Here is a 19,097-nt window from a genome sequence, read left to right on the forward strand (position 1 = left end):
TGCAGACAACGGGTGATGACAAGACCACGGTCAGTTTCGGCCATCCCTGGAAGCCGGGGTCGCCGGCCCGTCAGCGGAGGGCGAAGGTCAGCGGCGATCCGGTGCCCAGGGAGCGCTCCGACGCACCGACGGCCTTGCCGTTGACCCGGGCCGTGAGCGTGAGCAGGCGGTCCTTTCCGTCGAGGTCCCCCGTTCCGGCGAACCTGAGCCGGATCTTGCGCCCGGAGCCCGCGGGGAGCTCGCCCAGCGGCAGTGTCAACGTCTCGGCGAGCAGGGTGCCGTCGTCCGGTGCCGACACGTCCTTCCAGCGGCCGCCGTCGTACCACTGGACGCGCAGCCGGGTGGTCACGGAGTGGCGCCGCGAGCCGGAGCATGCGACTCCTTCGAGCGGGCTGTCCGGCCCCGCCTCGCAGGCGCCGAATTCGGCCTGGACCTGGGCCTGCGGGTAGCCGCTGCGGGAGTGGTTGACGGCGGTGTACGTCACCTCCGTCCAGCGCCCGGGCCCCAGCGCCGCGGGCTCGTCCACGGTGGCGCGGCGGAGCGACAGGGTGGCCGGCCGCACGGTCCCGTGTCCGCGCGCGAGTGTCCGGGAGCCGTCGGACAGGGTGACGTCCACCGGGAGTTCGTCGCCCTCGACCCGGGGCCCGGCGTGCGGGGTGAGGCCCAGGAAGCCGAGCAGGCCGCCCTTCGGCAGGTTCGTCCGGAACTCCCCCGCCCAGCCCCGCCCGTCCCGGTCGGCGGTCAGCGCGACGTCCTCCCAGCCCGCGCCGGACCTCTCCTCCAGGTCCGGAAGGGGGTCACCGGTCCGGGCGGCTCCGATGTGCACGCGCACGACGACTCCGGGGCGGGTGCGGCCCGTGTTGGAGAGGTGCAGCGCCAGCCCGAGGCGGGTGTCCCCCCGCTTGCCGACGGTCTCCAGCTCGACCGACACCGGCGGCGGGGCGGACGCGCTCGGCTCCGGACCGGGACCGCCGCTGCCGCCGCCGCACGCCGCCAGGAGCACGACGAGGGCGAGGACGCCCGTGACGCGTATGGCTCTCATGTTTCCCCCCAGAACGAGGACCGGGGGCATCGTAGGCCCCGCCCCTGGGCCGCGGCCACGAACAGCCCTGCCCCGGGCGCCCATTGACATGGTCGACGGCGAGCGGGGACGCTGGACCCGACAGCTGGGAGAGCACTCTCCGAGATCCGTGGGAGCGCGGTGCGCGAAGGAGCATGGCCGCCATGACGGACGAAGAGACCGAACCGCTGCTCGACAAGCTGGACGCGGCACAGAAGGTCCGTCTGCTCACCGGCGCCAGCACCTGGCGCACCTGCGCCGAACCGGCCGCCGGGCTGCGCGCGCTCACCCTCTCGGACGGCCCGGCCGGCGTCCGGGGCGAGACCTGGGACGAACGCGAGACCTCGCTCGTCCTCCCCTCCCCCACCGCGCTCGCCGCCTCCTGGGACGAGGGACTGCTGACGGACCTCGGCGCGCTGCTCGCCTCCGAGGCCCGGCGCAAGGGCGTCGACGTGCTCCTGGCCCCCACCCTCAATCTGCACCGTTCCCCGCTGGGCGGCCGGCACTTCGAGTGCTTCTCCGAGGACCCGCTGCTCACCGGCCGCACCGGCGCGGCGCTGATCCGGGGCATCCAGTCGGGCGGGGTGGCCGCCACCGCCAAGCACTTCGTCGGAAACGACGCGGAGACGGACCGGCTGACCGTCGATGTTCGCATGAATGAACGCACCCTGCACGAGGTGTATCTCGCCCCGTTCGAGGAGGCCGTCGCGGCCGGGGTCTGGGCGGTCATGTCCGCGTACAACAAGGTGGACGGCGTCACCATGTCCGCCTCACCGCTCCTGGCGCATCCCCTCAAGGACGACTGGGGTTTCGACGGGCTCGTGGTCTCCGACTGGGGCGGCGTGCGGACCCTCCTCGACTCGGCCCGCTCCGGCCAGGACCTGGCGATGCCGGGCCCCGAGGGCCCCTGGGCCGCCGGGCTGCTCGCGGCGCTCGAAGAGGGCCGGGTCCCCGCCGAGGCCGTGGACGACAAGGTGCGCAGGCTGCTGGGACTGGCCCGCCGGGTGGGCGCGCTCGGCCCGGACCGCCCGGCGCGCGGGCCCGCGACGCCTCCGGAGGGTGGGCGCGCCCTGCTGCGCCGTGCCGTCTCCGCCGGTGCGGTGCTGCTGCGCAACGAGGGCGGGCTGCTGCCGCTCGACGCGCCGGCGCTGCGGTCCGTGGCCGTGATCGGTCCGCACGCCACGGCCGTACGCATCCAGGGCGGCGGCAGCGCGGAGGTGTTCCCCGAGCACGTGGTGGCCCCGCTGGCCGGGATCGAGCGGGCGCTCGACGGGGTGGCGGCGGTGACGTACCGGCCGGGCCTTCCGCCGTCCCGCAGGCCCGAACCGCTCGGCCGCGACCGGGCCCGCGATCCCCGCGACGGCGAACCCGGCGTGCTGGTGCGGCTGCTCGACGCGGACGGGGCCGAACTGCACGCCGAGCACCGGCTGTCCGGCCGGATCGTGGAGCCGTCGGTGCCCGCGGGGGGCGCGGCGCTGATCGAGATCCGGACGCTCTTCCGGCCCGCCGAGAGCGGCACGTGGACCTGGGCGGTGGGCGGCTGGGGCGACATCTCGCTCTCCGTCGACGGCCACGAGGTGCTGTCCGGGACCTTCCCGCTGGACAGCGACGACCCGACCCGGGTGCACGTCGCCCCGCCGCTGCACACCGCCCGCGCGGAGCTGGCCGCCGGCCGCGAGGTGGAGGTCGTCGCCCGTCGCTCGCTCGCCCCGGGGTCGGGGGTCGCCACGGTCCTCGCCGCCGCCCCGCCCGCGGGTGACGCGGACGCCGCGCTCGCCGAAGCGGTCGCCGCCGCACGCGCGGCCGACGTGGCGGTGGTGGTCGTGGGCACGACCGAGCAGAGCGAGTCCGAGGGCCACGACCGGGAGAGCCTGGACCTGCCGGAGGGCCAGGACGCGCTGGTGCGGGCGGTGGTGCGGGCCAACCCGCGCACCGTCGTGGTGGTCAACGCGGGCGGCCCCGTCGCCCTGCCCTGGCACACCCGGGTCCCCGCGCTGCTGCTCGCCTGGTTCCCGGGCCAGGAGGCCGGGGACGGGCTTGCCGACGTGCTGTTCGGGAACGCCGAGCCGGGCGGCCGGCTGCCGACCACCTGGGCCGCCGCCCAGGCCGACGTACCGGTGCTCGGCACCACGCCCGACGGGGAGGGGCACCTGCACTACGCGGAGGGCCCGCACATCGGCCACCGGGCATGGCTGCGTTCGGGGGCCGCTCCGGCGTACTGGTTCGGCCACGGGCTCGGATACACCGGCTGGGAGTACGAGGAGCTGACGGCCCCGGCACAGGTGGGGGCCGGGGAGCCCTTCGACGTCCGGGTGCGGGTGCGGAACACCGGGCGGCGGCGCGGACGGGAGGTGGTGCAGGTCTACCTGGCGCGGAGCGGTTCCGCCGTCGAGCGCCCGGTGCGCAAGCTCATCGGCTACGCGACGGTCCGGGCGGACCCCGGGGAGAGCGTGGTCGCGGTGGTCCGGGTGGACGGGCGGGCGCTGGCCCACTGGTCGCCCGGAGGGCACGGCTGGGAGACGGAGGCGGGTGCGTTCACGCTGCTCGGAGGCCGTTCGGCCGGCGATCTGCCGCTCGCCGGGCGGATCGTGGCACGGCGGGGCGCGGACCCGGCCGGGAAAGGATCCGGTAACGGTTCGGAGCACGATGGAGAGCGCTCTCCGCTGATGCTATAAATGCGCTCATGACGGATGATCTGCGACCGGCCGGAACACCCACCCTTGAGGACGTGGCGAGGGCGGCCGGTGTTTCCCGCGCCACCGTCTCCCGGGTGATCAACGGCGTACGGAATGTCGACCCGGTGATCCAGGAGGCGGTGCGCCGCGCGGTCGCCTCCACCGGCTACACGCCCAATCGCGCGGCGCGCTCGCTGGTGACCCGGCGCACCGACGCCATCGCACTGGTGGTGTCCGGCGCGGGCGTCGAGCCGGAGACGGAGGAGGACACGCCGGGGGACGAGGCCGACGGGGGCGAGGGGGCCTCGTTCACCGGTCAGGTCTTCGCCGACCCGTTCTTCGGCCGGGTGGTGACCGGGGTGGTCAACTACCTGCGCCCGCGCGGGATGCACCCGGTCCTGATGTTCGCCGAGACGTCACGGGCGCGGGAGGACGTGGTGGCGTTCCTGCGCCAGGGCAGCGCGGACGGCGCGCTGGTGGTCTCGACCCACGCGGAGGACCCGCTGCCGGGCATGCTGACGGACGCGGGGCTGCCCGCCGTGCTCTACGCGCGCCCGGCGCGGGCGGCCCGGATCAGCTATGTCGACGTCGCCCATCAGGACGGCGCGCGGCTGGCCGCCGAGCATCTGCTGGCCCGGGGGTGCCGCCGGATCGCGACCATCACCGGACCGCTCGACGTGCCCGCGGTGCAGGAGCGGCTGGCCGGTTTCCGGGACGCGATGACGCACCACGGGCACCCCTACATCGCCATCGCCGAGGGCCGGTTCACACAGGAGAGCGGCGAGACCGCGATGGAGCGTCTGCTCGCCGAACACCCGGACCTGGACGGGGTGTTCGCGGCCAACGACCTGATGGCCACGGGCGCCTGCCACGTCCTGCGGGAGCGCGGCAAGCGGGTCCCGGAGGACGTCGCGGTGATCGGCTTCGACGACAGCAGCGCGGCCCTGGCCTGCCGCCCGCCGCTGACCACGGTCCGCCAGCCGGTCGAGGCGATGGCCGCCGAGATGGCCCGGCTGCTGATCGAGCGACTGGGCAAGCCGGAGGGCGCCGCGACGTCCGTGATCTTCGAGCCGTCGCTGGTGGTGCGGGACTCGGCGTAGGCCCCGGGTCCACGGCGGCGCGGGGCCCGCGGTCCGCCGGACAGCCCCCGTCACCCCGTCCGGGGCCGCTCCCTGCCGCGGACCGCGTCCGCCGGGGTCCGGAGCGCCGCCGGTGCCGTGGGGCCGGGGCGGGTCGCCGGTGAGGGGCGGCCGCCGCCGCGCGCCAGGAAGTCCGCCAGGGGCAGGGTCGCCGCGCCGACCGTGACCGCGTCCGGGCCGAGGCGGCCCATCTCGATGGTGGTCCGGGCCGCGGCGTGCTTCAGCGCGTACTCCTGGGCGTACCGCCGGATGTCGGGCAGCAGGTGCGGGCCGATGAGGAGACCGGCCCAGCCGCCGAGCAGGATGCGCTCGGGCAGGAAGAGGTTGATCAGGTCGCCCAGCGCGGCGCCCAGGCACTCGGCGGTCTCGTCGAGCAGCGCGACCGCCACCGGGTCGGGCTCCACGCCGGGGGGCGGGTAGGCGGCGCCGAGGAGCGCGGCGAGCGCGGTCTCGTCGTCGGCGTCGGCGGGCAGCGGGCCGCCCGCCTCGTGCCAGCGCTCGCGCATCGCCTCGGCACCCGCGTACGCCTCCAGGCAGCCGATCGAGCCGCAGCGGCACCGCCGGCCGCGCAGCTGCACGGTGCTGTGGCCCCACTCCAGGGCCTGGCTGCTGCGGTCCTCGTCCAGGAGCCCGCCGTGGTTGACGCAGGCGCCGACGCCGGAACCGATGAGGGCTATCGCGGAGGCTCCCGCGCCCCGCCCGCCGCCGAACCACATCTCGGCCTGGCCGAGCGTCTTGGCGCCGTTGTCGATGAAGAACGGGACCTCGGCCGGCACCCGCACGGCGTCCCGGAGCAGCCGCTCGAAGGGGACGGCGCTCCAGTCGATGGTCTGGCCGTGGACGACGGAGCCCACGTCGCCGACGGAGCCGTCCGGCGCGTGGCGCTCGATGATGCCGGGGACGCCGATCCCGATGCCGAGCAGCCGGTGCGGGTCGGCACCGGCGTCCCGCAGCACGTCGGCGACGCCGCTGCGGACATGGCCGACGATGCGGTCCACGTCGTAGCCGTGCTGGGCGAGCAGCCGCTCGGTGCGGGCGAGCTCGGTCAGGGAGAGGTCGAACAGCTCCACCCTGATCCGGGTCTCACCGATGTCGATGCCGATCAGGAGACCGCCGCCGGGGGCGACGCGCAGCAGCGTGCGGGGGCGGCCGCCGTCGGAGTCCACGACCCCGGCCTCCTCCAGGAGGTTCTCCGCGGAGAGCTCCGCGACGACGTTGCTGATGGAACCCGAACTGAGCCCGGTCGCGGGACCGAGCTCCTGGCGGCTCAGCGGGCCGTCGAAATACAACCGTTGCAATACCCGCGACCGGTTGCCGCGTCGCAGGTCACGCACGGTCCGTCTGTTGCGCTCAGCCATGTGGCTCCTTCCCTGGCGGAAACATACCGCGACCCCGGGACTTGACGCGACCTTCCCTCAGCTCTTAAATCACGTCATAAATTAAGCCCTGAAGGTCGTTCGGATCTCGAACACAGCCTTCCTCCCCGGAAAGGGGCCATCCCGCATGCGCACCATCAGAGCCGCGGCAGCCGTCACCCTCGCGATCTCCATAGCCGCCGGTGTCACCGGCTGCGGAGGCGGTACGTCCTCGGGCGGCAGCAACGATTCACCGAAGACCCTCACGTACTGGGCCTCCAACCAGGGACCCAGCATCGAGGCCGACAAGAAGATCCTCACTCCCGAGCTGAAGAAGTTCGAGGAGCAGACCGGCATCAAGGTCAAGCTGGAGGTCGTGCCGTGGGCCGACCTGCTCAACCGGATCCTCGCCGCCACCACGTCCGGTCAGGGCCCGGACGTCCTCAACATCGGCAACACCTGGTCGGCCTCGCTCCAGGCGACCGGCGCGCTGCTCCCGTGGAACAAGGAGAACTTCGACGCGATCGGCGGCCGTGACCGGTTCGTCGACTCGGCGGTCGCCTCGGCCGGGGCGGAGGGCAAGGACCCCGCGGCGGTCCCGCTGTACTCACTCGCGTACGCCCTCTACTACAACAAGAAGAGCTTCGCCGACGCCGGGATCGAGAAGCCCCCGGCCACCTGGGACGAGCTGGTCGCGGACGCCAAGAAGCTCACCAAGGACGGCAAGTGGGGGCTGGGCGCCGAGGGCTCCAACCTCTCCAACAACATCCACCAGACGTTCGTCCTGGGCCGGCAGCACGGCGCCGACTTCTTCGACGCCGAGGGCAAGCCCACCTTCACCTCGGACGGCGCGGTCGCGGCCGTGAAGCAGTACATCGACTTCATGGCCAAGGACAAGATCATCGCTCCGGGGAACGCGGAGTACGCCCAGAACCAGTCCCTCACCGACTTCGCCAAGGGCAAGACCGCGATGGTGCTCTGGCAGGCCGCCGCCTCCACCTTCGCCTCGCAGGGCATGAAGCCCGAGGACTGGGGCGCGGCCCCCGTCCCCGTCGCCTCCGGCACGCCCGGCCAGGGCAAGAACACCAACTCCATGGTCGCCGGCATCAACATGGCGGTGTTCAAGAACACCAAGAACCTCGACGGCGCCAAGAAGTTCGTCAAGTTCATGACGAGCGACGACGAGCAGAAGCTGCTCAACAAGACCTACGGGTCGATCCCGCCGGTCAAGACCGCCCAGGCGGACGAGGCGTTCTCGGCGCCCGACCTCGCGGTCCTGCGCGACACGCTGGCCAAGAGCGCGGCCCCGCTGCCGCAGGTCCCCAACGAGTCGCAGTTCGAGACCGCCGTCGGCACCGCGGTCAAGGAGCTGTGGGCCGACGCGGCGGCCGGCCGCCCCGTGACCACCGAATCCGTCAAGGCGCGCCTGGAAAAGGCCCAGCAGACGATGCAGCAGTAAGGCAATCTCCATGACCGCCACCGTGACCACCGACAGCCTGACGGAAAAGTCGGACAGGGTGACGAGCCGGGGCAGCGGGGGTGCGCGCAGGAGACTGCCGCGCATCCCCGACCGGATCCGCCAGGGCGGACTGCCCTATCTCCTGCTCCTGCCGGCCGTCCTGCTCGAACTCCTCGTCCACGTGATCCCGATGATCATCGGGATCGTGATGAGCTTCCGCCAGTTCACGCAGTTCTACATCAACAACTGGGGCGGGGCGCCCTGGAGTGGCTTCGACAACTACAAGATCGCCGTCGACGTCAACGCCCCGATCGGCGAGGCACTGCTCCACTCGTTCTTCGTCACCTGTGTCTTCACGTTCTTCGCCGTCGGCCTGGCGTGGCTGTTCGGGGTCGCGGCGGCGATCATGCTGCAGGAGAACTTCCGCGGCAGGGGCTTCCTGCGGGCGGTCTTCCTCGTCCCGTACGCCCTGCCGGTCTACGCGGCCGTGATCACCTGGGCCTTCATGTTCCAGCGCGACAACGGCCTGGTCAACCACGTGCTCCACGACCAGCTCGGGATCACCGACCAGCCGTCGTTCTGGCTGATCGGCGACAACAGCATCTACGCCCTGATCATCGTCTCGGTCTGGAAGGGCTGGCCCTTCGCCTTCCTGATCGTGATGGCCGGGCTCCAGAACATCCCGCGCGAGCTGTACGAGGCCGCCTCGATCGACGGCGCCGGCATCTGGCAGCAGATCCGCAAGATCACGCTGCCCTCGCTGCGCCCGGTCAACCAGGTCCTGGTGCTCGTCCTGTTCCTGTGGACGTTCAACGACTTCAACACCCCGTACGTGCTGTTCGGGAAGGCGGCACCCGAGAACGCGGACCTCATCTCGATCCACATCTACCAGTCCTCGTTCGTCACCTGGAACTTCGGCACCGGCTCCGCGATGTCCGTGCTGCTCCTGCTGTTCCTGCTGGTCGTGACGGCCGTCTACCTGTTCATCACCTCACGCGGAAGGAAGGGTGCCGATGCCTAGCCCTGCCCAGCCGTCCGTGCTGCCCGTGAAGACGACGGGGCGCTCGCGCCCGCGCTCCCCGATGGCCGCTCCGCAGTCCTTCGTCTGGGTCCGCCGGATCATCCTGACCTTCCTGACCGTCTTCGCGCTGCTGCCCGTCTACGTGATGATCAGCAGCTCGCTCAAGCCCCTCCAGGACGTCTCCGGGAAGTTCCACTGGATTCCGTCCGGGCTGACGGTCAAGCCCTACTTCGACATCTGGAAGACTGTCCCGCTGGCCCGCTACTTCGTGAACTCGCTGATCGTGGCGGGAGCCGCGACGGTCCTCTCGGTGATCATCGCGGTGTTCTCGGCGTACGCGGTCAGCCGCTACCGGTTCCGCGGCAAGCGCGTCTTCACCGTCACGGTGCTCTCCACGCAGATGTTCCCCGGCATCCTCTTCCTGCTGCCGCTGTTCCTGATCTTCGTGAACATCGGCAACAGCACGGGCGTCGCCCTGTACGGCTCGCGCGGCGGTCTGATCCTCACGTACCTGACGTTCTCGCTGCCGTTCTCCATCTGGATGCTCATCGGCTACTTCGACTCGATCCCCCGGGATCTGGACGAGGCCGCGCTCGTCGACGGCTGCGGGCCGATCCGCGCCCTGTTCCAGGTCGTGGTGCCGGCCGCGGTGCCGGGCATCGTGGCCGTCGCCGTGTACGCCTTCATGACGGCCTGGGGCGAGGTCCTCTTCGCGTCCGTCATGACCAACGACACCACCCGCACCCTGGCCGTCGGCCTCCAGGGCTACGCCACCCAGAACGACGTGTACTGGAACCAGGTCATGGCGGCCTCGCTGGTCGTCAGCGTGCCGATCGTCGCCGGCTTCCTGCTCCTGCAGCGCTATCTGGTGGCCGGCCTGACCGCGGGAGCCGTCAAGTGACCGCTCAGGAAAGGAAGTCCGTGAACGACCTCAGCGCCCTGCCGGCCGGCTTCACCTGGGGCGTCGCCACCGCCGCGTACCAGATCGAGGGGGCCGTGGCCGAGGACGGCCGTGCCCCCTCCATCTGGGACACGTTCTCGCACACCCCGGGCAAGGTGGCCGGCGGCGACACCGGCGACGTGGCCTGCGACCACTACCACCGGGTCCCGGAGGACATCGGCCTGATCAAGGAGGTGGGCGCGAACGCGTACCGCTTCTCGCTCGCCTGGCCGCGCATCGTGCCCGGCGGCGACGGACCGGTCAACGCGGCCGGCCTCGACTTCTACGACCGGCTGGTGGACGGGCTGCTCGATGCCGGGGTCACCCCGTTCGCCACGCTCTACCACTGGGACCTGCCCCAGGCCCTCCAGGACCGGGGCGGCTGGACCGTACGGGAGACCGCGGAGCACTTCGCCGCGTACGCCTCGGTCGTCGTGGAACGCCTCGGGGACCGGGTCAAGGACTGGGCGACCCTCAACGAGCCCCTGTGCTCGGCGTGGATCGGCCACCTGGAGGGCACCATGGCACCGGGTCTCACCGACCTGACCGCCGCCGTCCGGGCCTCCTACCACCTGCACCTGGGCCACGGCCTCGCGGTCCGGGCGATCCGGAGCGTCTCCCCCGACGCCCGGGTCGGCATCGTCAACAACCTCAGCCCCGTGGAGGCGGCCACCGACCGCGAGGCGGACCGGGCGGCGGCGGTGCGCGGCGACGGACACGTCAACCGCTGGTGGCTCGACCCGATCCTCGGGCGCGGCTACCCACAGGACATGGTGGACCTGTACGCAGTCGAACTCCCCGTCCAGGAAGGCGACATGGAGCTCATCTCCGCGCCGCTGGACTGGCTGGGCGTCAACTACTACTTCCGCCAGGTCGTCACCGCCGACCCGACCGGCCCGGTCCCGCACGCCAAGCAGGTCTACCTGCCCGGGTCGCGCCACACCCACATGGACTGGGAGGTGCACGCCCAGGGCCTGGAGCAACTGCTCCTGCGCCTGACCGAGGAGTACGGCGTCGAGCGCATCTACGTCACGGAGAACGGCTCGGCCTACCAGGACGTCGTACTTCCCGACGGGTCCGTACACGACCCCGAGCGCACCCAGTTCCTGGAGGAACACCTCGCGGCCTGCGCCCGCGCGGTCCGCAAGGGCGCCCCGCTCGCCGGCTACTTCGCCTGGTCGCTCCTCGACAACTTCGAGTGGGCCTACGGCTACGACAAGCGGTTCGGCCTCGTCCACGTCGATTACGTGACGCAACGCCGCACGGTCAAGACGAGCGGACGCCGCTACGCGGAACTGATCCGCGAAGCGACAACTCCGCGCTCCCGCAAGGCCGCCTGACCCGGCTGCGCCCCCTACGGCCCCCGGCCGCGACGGACCACCACCGCCGCCGCCGGGGGTTTCGCGGTGCGCTGCGCGACCACCGGGGCGGGCGCCGACCGATGCGGGCCGTTCGTTAGCATCCTGTCGCATGACGGGGCGGGGATTGCGGCTGGGTTGCGTGGCGGTACTGGCGGCGATGTGCGCTTCCGGCCCAGGGCGCCCCGACGTCGTGCGCACGGCGTCCGACCTGGGGCGGCTGCCGGCCGACCGCTACACGTACACCGCCCAGGACTACCAACGGTCGCAGCAGGCGGCGGCGTTGCTGGTGCGCCAGTGCATGGCGGACCGCGGCCACGCGGACTTCCCCCTCGACCCTCGCAGCCCCAGCGATCCGATCGCCCTCACGGCCGTCTCCACCGACTACGGCGCCCTGGACCTGGCCGCCGCCCGCCGTTGGGGATACGGCTGGGACCCGGCGAAGTCGCGGGCGCACCGGCCGACGGGCCGCCGGATGAGCGACGCCGAGTATCCGGACTACCTCACCTGCCGGACGCAGTCGGAGCAGCGGCTGATGCGGGGCATCGATGTGCAGCGGGACTGGCTCTACGCGGGCACCCGGGAGATCGAGATCGCCGCAGTGGTAAAGCGCGATCCGGGCCTCCGCGCGGCCTGGGAGGCGTGGGGCGACTGCATGGCCGACCGGGGGTTCACGCGCTATGCCGACCCGGTCGAGGCGTACTCGGACGCCGCCTGGCAGCGGGACAGCGACGGCAATACGAGGCACACCCGGCGGGAGCGTGACACCGCCGTCGCGGACGTCACCTGCAAGCGCCGCCACCACACGGCCGAGATCTGGCACACCACACGGGCGCGGGAACAGGCCGTCGACATCACGCGGCACCGGGCCCGCTACACCGCCGGTCTGGAGGCGCTGCACACGTATCGGGCGACGGTCACCGAGGTGATGCGCGAGCTCGGAAGCGAGGGCTGAGCAGCGGGAAGACCGCGCGGTGACGTAGCCGGCCGGCGCAACGCATACGAGAGCAGTGATGTCCCAGGGCACACGGTGCGCGTGATCATCCGGCCGAAGTGAGACCGTCCCAGCCGATTTCGAGGAGTTCGAAGGCGCGGGTGATCACTTGGCGGGGGTCGTCGTGGCCCCGCGCCGCGCGGGGTGCTTCGAGGGCGAAATGGGCCAGGGCGAGGCAGGCGGGGTCGTCGGCCGGCCGGCCGCTCTCCTCGGCGATGACGGCGGCGAGCGCGTCGGTGTGGCGCAGCCACATGGCCTGGACGTAGTCGTGCAGGGCCGGCGTGCTGTTCACCAGGTCGAAGAACGCGGTGAAGCGGGCGTCGCTGTCGGCCGCCGCCATGCGGTGATGCAGCGCGTGCTCGCGCAGTGCCTCGGGAATCGACCGGCCCTCGGGGCGTTGGCGGACGGCGTCGAGCAGACGGGTCTCCTGGTCGCTGTCCTCGTCGAAGACGAGGGCCTCCTTGACCGGGAAGTGCTTGAAGAGCGTGGTGGTGGAGACGTCGGCGGCCTCCGCGATCTCGCGGATGCCCACGTCGTCGTAGCCGCGCTCCAGGAACAGGCGCAGGGCGGCGTCGGCGATGGCCTGCCGGGTGGCCGCCTTCTTGCGCTCGCGGCGCCCCATCGGTGCGGGCCCGGAATGGGTGTCGGTCATGGCGACAACCTTACCTCTCGGTTGACCAACTTCAAAAGTTGAGCAGTTGCACTTAGTGAGTCGGTGTGCTCTTCTGGAGCGGCGGGCGCCCCCTCACCGAGTCGCCCACGCCCCTGTTTCCACAGCGCCGCGACCCGGTGCGCGCTTGCCTTCCTGGCCGCCCACTCCTTCTGCCGGCACCCCCGAAGACCTCGACGGCTCCGCCGCGCCCTGTCCACCACCCCTGAGGAGCACCACCATGAACACCACCCCCACACCCCGCATAGCGATCATCGGCGCCGGGCCCGGCGGTCTGACCTGCGCACGAATCCTCCAGCGCCACGGCATCGCCGTCACCGTCTACGACCACGAGACCGGCCCCGACGCCCGTGACCAGGGCGGCACCCTGGACCTGCACGAGGACAACGGCCAGATTGCCCTGCGGGAAGCCGGACTCCTCGACGACTTCTTCCGCCTCTCGCGCCCCGAGGGCCAGGAGATGCGTCAGCTGGACCCGGCCGGCACGATCCTCTTCCACCACGTCCCCGAGGCGGGCGAACGCTTCAAGCCCGAGATCGACCGCGGTGACCTGCGCGACCTCCTCCTCGGCTCGCTCGAACCCGGGACCATCCGCTGGGGCCACACCCTGACCGCTGTCGAAGGCCCCGACGAGGGCCCCCGGCAGCTGCGCTTCGACGACGGCTCGACCGCCCCCGCCGATCTCGTCATCGGCGCCGACGGCGCCTGGTCCACCGTCCGCACCGCCGTCTCCCCGGCCCGGCCCGAGTACACCGGCATCAGCTTCCTCGAAGCCTGGTTCCACGACGTCGAGAACAGGCACCCCGCCCTCGCCGAACTCGTCGGCCAGGGCAGCGCCGCCGCGGCCGACGGCGACCGCGGGCTCTTCGCCCAGCGCAACAGCGGCGACCACATCCGCGCCTACATCATCCAGCGGCTCCCGCGCACCTGGATCCGCGACGCGGGTCTCACCCCTCGGGACACCGGCGCCATCCGCGCGTTGCTGCTTGAGCGGTTCCGCGACTGGTCCCCGGCCCTGCGCAGCCTGCTCACCGACAACGACGGCCTCTACGTCGACCGCCCCATCAACGCGCTGCCCGTCCCGCACACCTGGGCCCACAACCCGACCGTCACCCTGCTCGGCGACGCGGCCCACCTCATGCCGCCGCTCGGCGTCGGCGTCAACCTCGCCATGCTCGACGCCGGCGAACTCGCCCTCGCCGTGGTGCGGCACGACACCGTCGCGGACGCCATCCGCGCCTACGAGCAGACCATGCTTCCCCGCTCCAACGAGTGGCAGAAGACCCTCGACCACGGCGCAGAAGAACTCATCTCCACCGAGCTGCCGGACTTCGCCCAGGACGCAACGACTACAGCCTGAAACGGGTGCACACGCCCGCCCACCTAGGGTCTCGCGGAAGGCGTCTGCACGCCCTCCGTCGCCCGCGACCAGTTCGACAGCAGGAAGTGCAGCGCCTCCACCGCCCGTTCCCAGGAGGTCTGCACCGGGCGTGCCGCCTCGAAGCCGCCCTCGGCCTCCAGGTCCGTGAAGCCGTGGAACGTACTGCGCAGCAGGCGTACCGCGTCGGTGAGGTCCGGGTCGGTCAGGCCGTAGGCGCGCAGCATTGCCGAGGTGGTGCGGATCGTGCGGTGGTACGCGGGGGACTCGGCGACGATCGCGGGGTCGACGTGGTAGCGGGTGGCGGCATAGCGGCCGGGGCACTCCAGCGCGAAGGTCCGGTAGGCGTCGGCGAACGCGACCAGCGCGTCCTTCCCGGCCCGGCCGGCCACCGCCGCCTCGATGCGGTCGATGAACTCCTCGGCGGCCAGCAGCGCGACGCGGGTCCGCAGGTCGCCCAGGTTCTTGACGTGGGAGTAGAGGCTCGCGTCCTTGACGCCGAAGCCCCGGGCCAGCGCGGAGATGGTCACCTTGTCGAAGCCGGCCGAGTCCGCAAGATCGGCCGCAGCCGCCACGACCCGTTCGGTCGTGAGCCCCGCGCGCACCATGTCCACCCCTGCCGACGTGTTTCCTAGACCCCTTAGCTTGACGCTCCGCCGAATATACACAGAAGCCCGCGGTGGTCACGGTCATCCGTGACCACCGCGGGCTTCCGTACCGCACCGACAGCGGGGAGTGGGTCGGCACGGCGGCCAGGAACGCCCGGGAGAGCGCTCTCCCATGGCGTTCCCAGTGTCTCGTCGCTGTCGACAGGGTGTCAAGATTCCGCCGCTGGACACGCGGATGCGGGGGCCCCGACCGCGCCGGAGCCCCCGCATCGCACGGATCAGCTGGTGGGGAAGTTGTCCGGGGTGCTGATCCGGGCCTTCAGCAGGGTGCCGGACTCGGTGAGCACACCGCTGCTGCTGTAGTCGCCGCCGTCGCAGGTGCCGGGCTTGAAAGCGGCACTGCTCTCGTTGGCATCCGAGTAGGTCCAGTTCGCGTAGCTGATCTTCAGCTGGTCGAGCAGGTCCAGCCAGGCGGTGGTGCTCGAACGGTCCAGCGTGCCGCCACCGGTGGCGCTGACCGTGCCGAACTCCGTCACGAAGAGCGGGAGTTGAGAGGCAGCCCGACTCACCGTCGCCCGGTAGTTGTCCTTGTGGCTCGCGGCGTAGAAGTGGAACGCGTACATGATGTTGGTGGCGTTGACGGGGCTGTTGACGACCTCGCTCTCGTTGGAGCCGTCCGAGACACCGAGCGACGACCAGCCGCGGGTGCCGACGATGACGACCGCGTCCGGGTCGGCGGCACGGATGACCGGGATGACCTGCTCGGCGTAGTTCTTGATGCCCGCCCAGCTCACGCCGTTGGGCTCGTTGGCGATCTCGTAGATGACGTTCTTCTTGGAGGCGTTACGGGCGGCGACCGACGCGAAGAAGGTCTTGGCCCGCTCCAGGTTGTAGTTCGGGTCGCCCGGTGTGAGCGTGTGGAAGTCGATCAGGGCGTACATGCCACGGGCCTCGGCCATGTCGACCAGGCTGTTGACCTTGCTGGTGAAGCCCGCCGGGTCGGTCTCGTAACCGTCCTCCTGCACATACATGGCGGTGCGCAGCAGGTCCGCCTTCCAGTCGTTCGCCAGCGCGTCCAGCGACGCGTTGTTGTAGCACTGGCTGAACCACTGGAGGCCGTGCGTGCTCATGCCGCGCAGCTGGATCGGGCGGTTGTACTGGTTGCACAGGTTCACGCCGCACACCCGGAGCTGCCCGTTGGTCTCCACCGGGGTGCCGTTGCCCGTGGCGGGCGGCGGATCGTCGTCGCCTCCGCCACCGACGGTGCCCGTGCAGGCGACACCGTTGAGCGTGAAGTCCGTGGGCGCCGGGTTGGCGCCCGAGAAGGAGCCGACGAAGCCCAGGTCCGCCGAGCCGCCGGTGGCCAGGGTGCGGTTCCAGTCGACGGGGGCGGCGGTGACCGTGGAGCCGGACTGCGACCAGGTGGCGTTCCAGCCCTGGACCACCTTCTGACCCGAGCCGGGCAGGGTGAACTTGAGCTGCCAGCCACTGACCGAGTCACCCAGGTTGGTGACCTTCACCCCGCCCTGGAAGCCGCCCTCCCACTGACTGGCGACCGTGTACTCCACCTTGCATCCGGTGGCGGCCGCCGCAGGTGGGCCGGCCAGGACCGTCAGGCCCGTGGCCGTGGCACCGGCCGCCAGCAGAGCCAAGAAGCGTTTCACAGCATTTCTCCTCGTCCGAAGGGGAACAACTGAGGAACAACTGGATGGGAGCGCTCCCAGAACCCATCGGCCCGAGACCGTACACGCCGCGGGAGCCCACGCATAGTCATCCGACGCTGTCATGCACAAATAAAGTTGGGAGCGCTCCCAGATCGATGACCCGATCGCGCCGTCAATTGATACGACTCCTTCGGCCGTCCGCCCTCCGGGCCGTAGGATCGGTGGCTCTTGGGGGTGGTCCATGCTGAACAGGGATTCCGGCACGCCGACGCTGGAAGAGGTGGCGGCGCTGGCCGGGGTGGGCCGGGGCACGGTCTCCCGAGTGATCAACAACGCCGCGGGCGTCCGGGAGTCCACCCGCCGCGCCGTGCAGCGCGCCATCGACGAACTCGGCTACGTGCCCAACCTGGCCGCCCGCTCCCTGGCCGGACAGCGCGCCGGTGCCGTCGCCCTGGTGATGACGAAGACGGACTGGCGGCTGTTCGGGGAGCCGTTCTTCTCGGAGATCGTGCGCGCGGTCGGGGACGCCCTCGACGAGCAGGGCGTCCAACTGCTGCTCACCCTCGTCCGGACGGACAGCGAACGGCAGCGGCTCCTGGAGTACGTGCGCGGCGGCCGGGTCGACGGGGTGCTGCTGATGTCGGTGAGCGCCGAGGACCGGCTGCCCGACATGCTCGCGGACGCCGGGGTGCCCACGGTGCTGCTCGGCCGGCGCTCGGGCGACGAGCGGGTGACCTACGTGGACGCCGACAACGTTGGCGGCGCGCGGGACGCCGTCGGCCACTTGGTGCGCGGCGGGCGCAGGACCATCGCCGCGATCGCAGGTCCGCCCGAGATGTACGTCGCCCAGTGCCGGCTGCGCGGCTACCGCGAGGCCCTGCGCGAGGCGGGCTGCGCCGAGCCGCCGTCCCTGGTCGCCCAGGGCGACTTCACCGAGGCCAGCGGGCGGCGGGCGATGGCCCGTCTGATGGAGCGGCATCCGGAGGTGGACGCGGTGTTCGCCGCGTCGGACAGCATGGCGGCCGGGGCGCTGGCCGCGCTGCACGCGGCGGGGCGGCGGGTACCCGAGGACGTGGCGGTGGTCGGCTTCGACGACTTCGAGCTCGCCGAGCAGACCGACCCGCCGCTCACGACGGTCCGGCAGCCGATGGAGGAGATCGGCCGGGCGATGGTGCGGCTGCTGCTGGAGGAGATGAGCCGGCCCAGGGTCGCGTGGCACCACGTGATCCTGCGTACGCGATTGATGGTGCGTCAATCCGGTTGATCCACAAGGCCGTTGATCGTCGCTGCTAGAAGGGTGCGCCGACCGGGGCTCGTTTCGGCCGATGCCGTCCGCAGGGTTGTCAGGGACACGACCGTGTCCTACAGTCCCCTACCAACGAACACATGGGAGCGCTCCCACATTCACACGCCCCCGCACCCCTCCGCGGCCCGCCCGCCTCCGCACCCCCACAACCCCCGCACCCGCACCCGCACCCGCACCCGCACCCGCACCCGCACCCGCAGAAGGAGACACCATGGCTCGACGCAGAACACAACTCGCCTCCCTGGCGGCGGTGCTGGCGACACTGCTCGGCGGCATCGCCTTCACCCTGCTGGGCCAGGGCAGCGCACAGGCCCACGGCGTCACCATGTCACCCGGCTCGCGCACCTATCTCTGCTGGCTGGACGCGAAGACGAGCACCGGTTCGCTGGACCCGACCAACCCCGCGTGCAAGGCCGCGCTCGCGGAGAGCGGTGCGAGCTCCCTGTACAACTGGTTCGCCGTGCTGGACTCCAACGCGGGCGGCCGGGGCGAGGGTTACGTCCCGGACGGCACGCTGTGCAGCGCCGGTGACCGCTCCCCGTACGACTTCACCGGCTACAACGCGCCGCGCGGCGACTGGCCCCGTACGCACCTCACCTCGGGCGCCACGATCGAGGTCGACCACAGCAACTGGGCCGCACACCCGGGTTCGTTCCGGGTGTACGTGTCCAAGCCGGGATACTCCCCCACCTCCGAACTGGGCTGGGACGACCTGGAGTTGATCCAGACCGTGACCAACCCGCCCCAGGTGGGCTCGCCGGGCACCGACGGCGGTCACTACTACTGGGACCTGACCCTCCCCTCGGGCCGCTCGGGTGACGCGGTCATGTTCATCCAGTGGGTGCGCTCGGACAGCCAGGAGAACTTCTTCTCCTGCTCCGACATCGTCTTCGACGGCGGAAACGGCGAGGTGACCGGCATCCGCGGCTCGGGCAGCACCCCCGACCCGGACCCCACCGACCCGACCCCGGACCCGACGGACCCGACGGACCCCACCGACCCGCACACCGGCTGCATGGCCGTCTACAACGTGACCAACTCCTGGAGCGGCGGCTTCCAGGGCTCCGTCGAGGTCATGAACCACAACACGACGGCGCTCGACGGCTGGGCCGTGCAGTGGAAGCCCGGTACGGGCACCAAGGTCAGCAGTGTGTGGAGCGGGGTGCTCAGCACCGGGTCCGACGGCACGCTGACGGTGAAGAACGCCGACTACAACCGGTCGATCCCGCCGGACGGCAGCGTCACCTTCGGCTTCACGGCGACCTCGACGGGCAATGACTTCCCCGTCGGCTCGATCGGCTGCGTCAGCCCGTAACCCCTGACGCGCAAGGAAGGCGGCGGTTCCCGGGCCTCCCGGGAACCGCCGCCTTCTTGCCGCGGCCTTGACCCAAGACCGTCCCGCCGCTCTCCGACGGGCCCCGGATCGGCGGGTACGGTGGACTCTGTCCGATCATGTTCCGCCGGACGGGT

15 protein-coding genes are annotated in these 19,097 nt (G+C 71.6%); 10 read left to right on the plus strand and 5 right to left on the minus strand.

Annotation, left to right across the window (positions count from 1 at the left end; genetic code table 11):
- Positions 1–70: 70 nt before the first annotated feature.
- A complete protein-coding gene (locus AB0L33_RS18945) occupies positions 71–1,042 on the minus strand; it encodes a hypothetical protein (RefSeq protein WP_365682767.1) in 972 nt (323 codons plus the stop codon).
- A 182-nt stretch (positions 1,043–1,224) separates the two neighbouring features.
- Here AB0L33_RS18945 and AB0L33_RS18950 point away from each other — a divergent pair, with 182 nt between their 5' ends.
- Together AB0L33_RS18950 and AB0L33_RS18955 are read left to right on the plus strand one after the other, a co-directional pair.
- Entirely contained in the window at positions 1,225–3,735 is a 2,511-nt protein-coding gene (locus AB0L33_RS18950; RefSeq protein WP_365682769.1) for a glycoside hydrolase family 3 C-terminal domain-containing protein, read from the plus strand.
- A gap of 8 nt (positions 3,736–3,743) precedes the next feature.
- Positions 3,744–4,835 (plus strand): LacI family DNA-binding transcriptional regulator, encoded by a 1,092-nt coding sequence (locus AB0L33_RS18955; protein ID WP_365682772.1) that lies wholly within the window; start codon positions 3,744–3,746, stop codon positions 4,833–4,835.
- A 50-nt stretch (positions 4,836–4,885) separates the two neighbouring features.
- Here AB0L33_RS18955 and AB0L33_RS18960 read toward each other — a convergent pair whose 3' ends face one another.
- Positions 4,886–6,232 carry an ROK family transcriptional regulator gene (locus tag AB0L33_RS18960; RefSeq protein WP_365682774.1) on the minus strand — a complete coding sequence of 449 codons (1,347 nt, stop codon included), beginning with the start codon at positions 6,230–6,232 and terminating at the stop codon, positions 4,886–4,888.
- A gap of 145 nt (positions 6,233–6,377) precedes the next feature.
- Between AB0L33_RS18960 and AB0L33_RS18965 the strand changes: the two genes are divergently transcribed.
- The 5 genes from AB0L33_RS18965 to AB0L33_RS18985 all read left to right on the plus strand — a co-directional run bounded on the left by AB0L33_RS18965 (position 6,378) and on the right by AB0L33_RS18985 (position 11,962).
- Positions 6,378–7,688 carry a sugar ABC transporter substrate-binding protein gene (locus AB0L33_RS18965; protein ID WP_365682776.1) on the plus strand — a complete coding sequence of 437 codons (1,311 nt, stop codon included), beginning with the start codon at positions 6,378–6,380 and terminating at the stop codon, positions 7,686–7,688.
- A 10-nt stretch (positions 7,689–7,698) separates the two neighbouring features.
- On the plus strand, positions 7,699–8,709 hold the full coding sequence (locus AB0L33_RS18970) for a sugar ABC transporter permease (protein WP_365682778.1): 1,011 nt from the start codon (positions 7,699–7,701) through the stop codon (positions 8,707–8,709).
- Positions 8,702–9,610: a carbohydrate ABC transporter permease gene (locus AB0L33_RS18975; RefSeq protein WP_365682779.1), complete on the plus strand. Its 909-nt coding sequence runs from the start codon at positions 8,702–8,704 to the stop codon at positions 9,608–9,610. Before AB0L33_RS18970 ends, AB0L33_RS18975 begins: the two co-directional genes overlap by 8 nt.
- 20 nt (positions 9,611–9,630) lie before the next feature.
- Entirely contained in the window at positions 9,631–10,989 is a 1,359-nt protein-coding gene (locus tag AB0L33_RS18980) for a GH1 family beta-glucosidase (RefSeq protein ID WP_365682781.1), read from the plus strand.
- Between the two features lie 130 nt (positions 10,990–11,119).
- Positions 11,120–11,962, plus strand: coding sequence for a hypothetical protein (locus AB0L33_RS18985; protein WP_365682783.1), 843 nt, complete (start codon positions 11,120–11,122; stop codon positions 11,960–11,962).
- Positions 11,963–12,047: 85 nt separating this feature from the next.
- Here the strand turns inward: AB0L33_RS18985 and AB0L33_RS18990 are convergent, their stop codons facing one another.
- Positions 12,048–12,653 (minus strand): helix-turn-helix domain-containing protein, encoded by a 606-nt coding sequence (locus AB0L33_RS18990; protein WP_365682785.1) that lies wholly within the window; start codon positions 12,651–12,653, stop codon positions 12,048–12,050.
- Positions 12,654–12,891: 238 nt separating this feature from the next.
- Here AB0L33_RS18990 and AB0L33_RS18995 point away from each other — a divergent pair, with 238 nt between their 5' ends.
- On the plus strand, positions 12,892–14,031 hold the full coding sequence (locus tag AB0L33_RS18995; protein ID WP_365682787.1) for an NAD(P)/FAD-dependent oxidoreductase: 1,140 nt from the start codon (positions 12,892–12,894) through the stop codon (positions 14,029–14,031).
- A gap of 23 nt (positions 14,032–14,054) precedes the next feature.
- Here the strand turns inward: AB0L33_RS18995 and AB0L33_RS19000 are convergent, their stop codons facing one another.
- Positions 14,055–14,657 (minus strand): TetR-like C-terminal domain-containing protein, encoded by a 603-nt coding sequence (locus AB0L33_RS19000; RefSeq protein WP_365682789.1) that lies wholly within the window; start codon positions 14,655–14,657, stop codon positions 14,055–14,057.
- 278 nt (positions 14,658–14,935) lie between these two features.
- Positions 14,936–16,321: a cellulase family glycosylhydrolase gene (locus AB0L33_RS19005; protein WP_365682791.1), complete on the minus strand. Its 1,386-nt coding sequence runs from the start codon at positions 16,319–16,321 to the stop codon at positions 14,936–14,938.
- A gap of 241 nt (positions 16,322–16,562) precedes the next feature.
- Here AB0L33_RS19005 and AB0L33_RS19010 point away from each other — a divergent pair, with 241 nt between their 5' ends.
- Both AB0L33_RS19010 and AB0L33_RS19015 read left to right on the plus strand, forming a co-directional pair.
- The gene (locus AB0L33_RS19010) at positions 16,563–17,585 is read left to right on the plus strand and encodes a LacI family DNA-binding transcriptional regulator (RefSeq protein ID WP_365682793.1); all 1,023 of its coding nucleotides are present in this window, start codon (positions 16,563–16,565) and stop codon (positions 17,583–17,585) included.
- A 253-nt stretch (positions 17,586–17,838) separates the two neighbouring features.
- A complete protein-coding gene (locus tag AB0L33_RS19015) occupies positions 17,839–18,942 on the plus strand; it encodes a lytic polysaccharide monooxygenase (protein WP_365682794.1) in 1,104 nt (367 codons plus the stop codon).
- Positions 18,943–19,097: the final 155 nt, after the last annotated feature.

This window comes from Streptomyces sp. NPDC052299, assembly GCF_040679335.1.
In the GTDB taxonomy this organism is placed as follows: Bacteria; Actinomycetota; Actinomycetes; order Streptomycetales; family Streptomycetaceae; genus Streptomyces.

Coding starts and splice junctions, on each gene's coding strand:
- AB0L33_RS18975 (WP_365682779.1), top strand. CDS start 8,702: ATGCCTAGCCCTGCCCAGCCGTCCGTGCTGCCCGTGAAGACGACGGGG.
- AB0L33_RS18995 (WP_365682787.1), top strand. CDS start 12,892: ATGAACACCACCCCCACACCCCGCATAGCGATCATCGGCGCCGGGCCC.
- AB0L33_RS18990 (WP_365682785.1), bottom strand. CDS start 12,653: ATGACCGACACCCATTCCGGGCCCGCACCGATGGGGCGCCGCGAGCGC.
- AB0L33_RS19000 (WP_365682789.1), bottom strand. CDS start 14,657: ATGGTGCGCGCGGGGCTCACGACCGAACGGGTCGTGGCGGCTGCGGCC.
- AB0L33_RS18985 (WP_365682783.1), top strand. CDS start 11,120: ATGACGGGGCGGGGATTGCGGCTGGGTTGCGTGGCGGTACTGGCGGCG.
- AB0L33_RS18960 (WP_365682774.1), bottom strand. CDS start 6,232: ATGGCTGAGCGCAACAGACGGACCGTGCGTGACCTGCGACGCGGCAAC.
- AB0L33_RS18945 (WP_365682767.1), bottom strand. CDS start 1,042: ATGAGAGCCATACGCGTCACGGGCGTCCTCGCCCTCGTCGTGCTCCTG.
- AB0L33_RS18950 (WP_365682769.1), top strand. CDS start 1,225: ATGACGGACGAAGAGACCGAACCGCTGCTCGACAAGCTGGACGCGGCA.
- AB0L33_RS18965 (WP_365682776.1), top strand. CDS start 6,378: ATGCGCACCATCAGAGCCGCGGCAGCCGTCACCCTCGCGATCTCCATA.
- AB0L33_RS19010 (WP_365682793.1), top strand. CDS start 16,563: ATGCTGAACAGGGATTCCGGCACGCCGACGCTGGAAGAGGTGGCGGCG.
- AB0L33_RS18955 (WP_365682772.1), top strand. CDS start 3,744: ATGACGGATGATCTGCGACCGGCCGGAACACCCACCCTTGAGGACGTG.
- AB0L33_RS19015 (WP_365682794.1), top strand. CDS start 17,839: ATGGCTCGACGCAGAACACAACTCGCCTCCCTGGCGGCGGTGCTGGCG.
- AB0L33_RS18970 (WP_365682778.1), top strand. CDS start 7,699: ATGACCGCCACCGTGACCACCGACAGCCTGACGGAAAAGTCGGACAGG.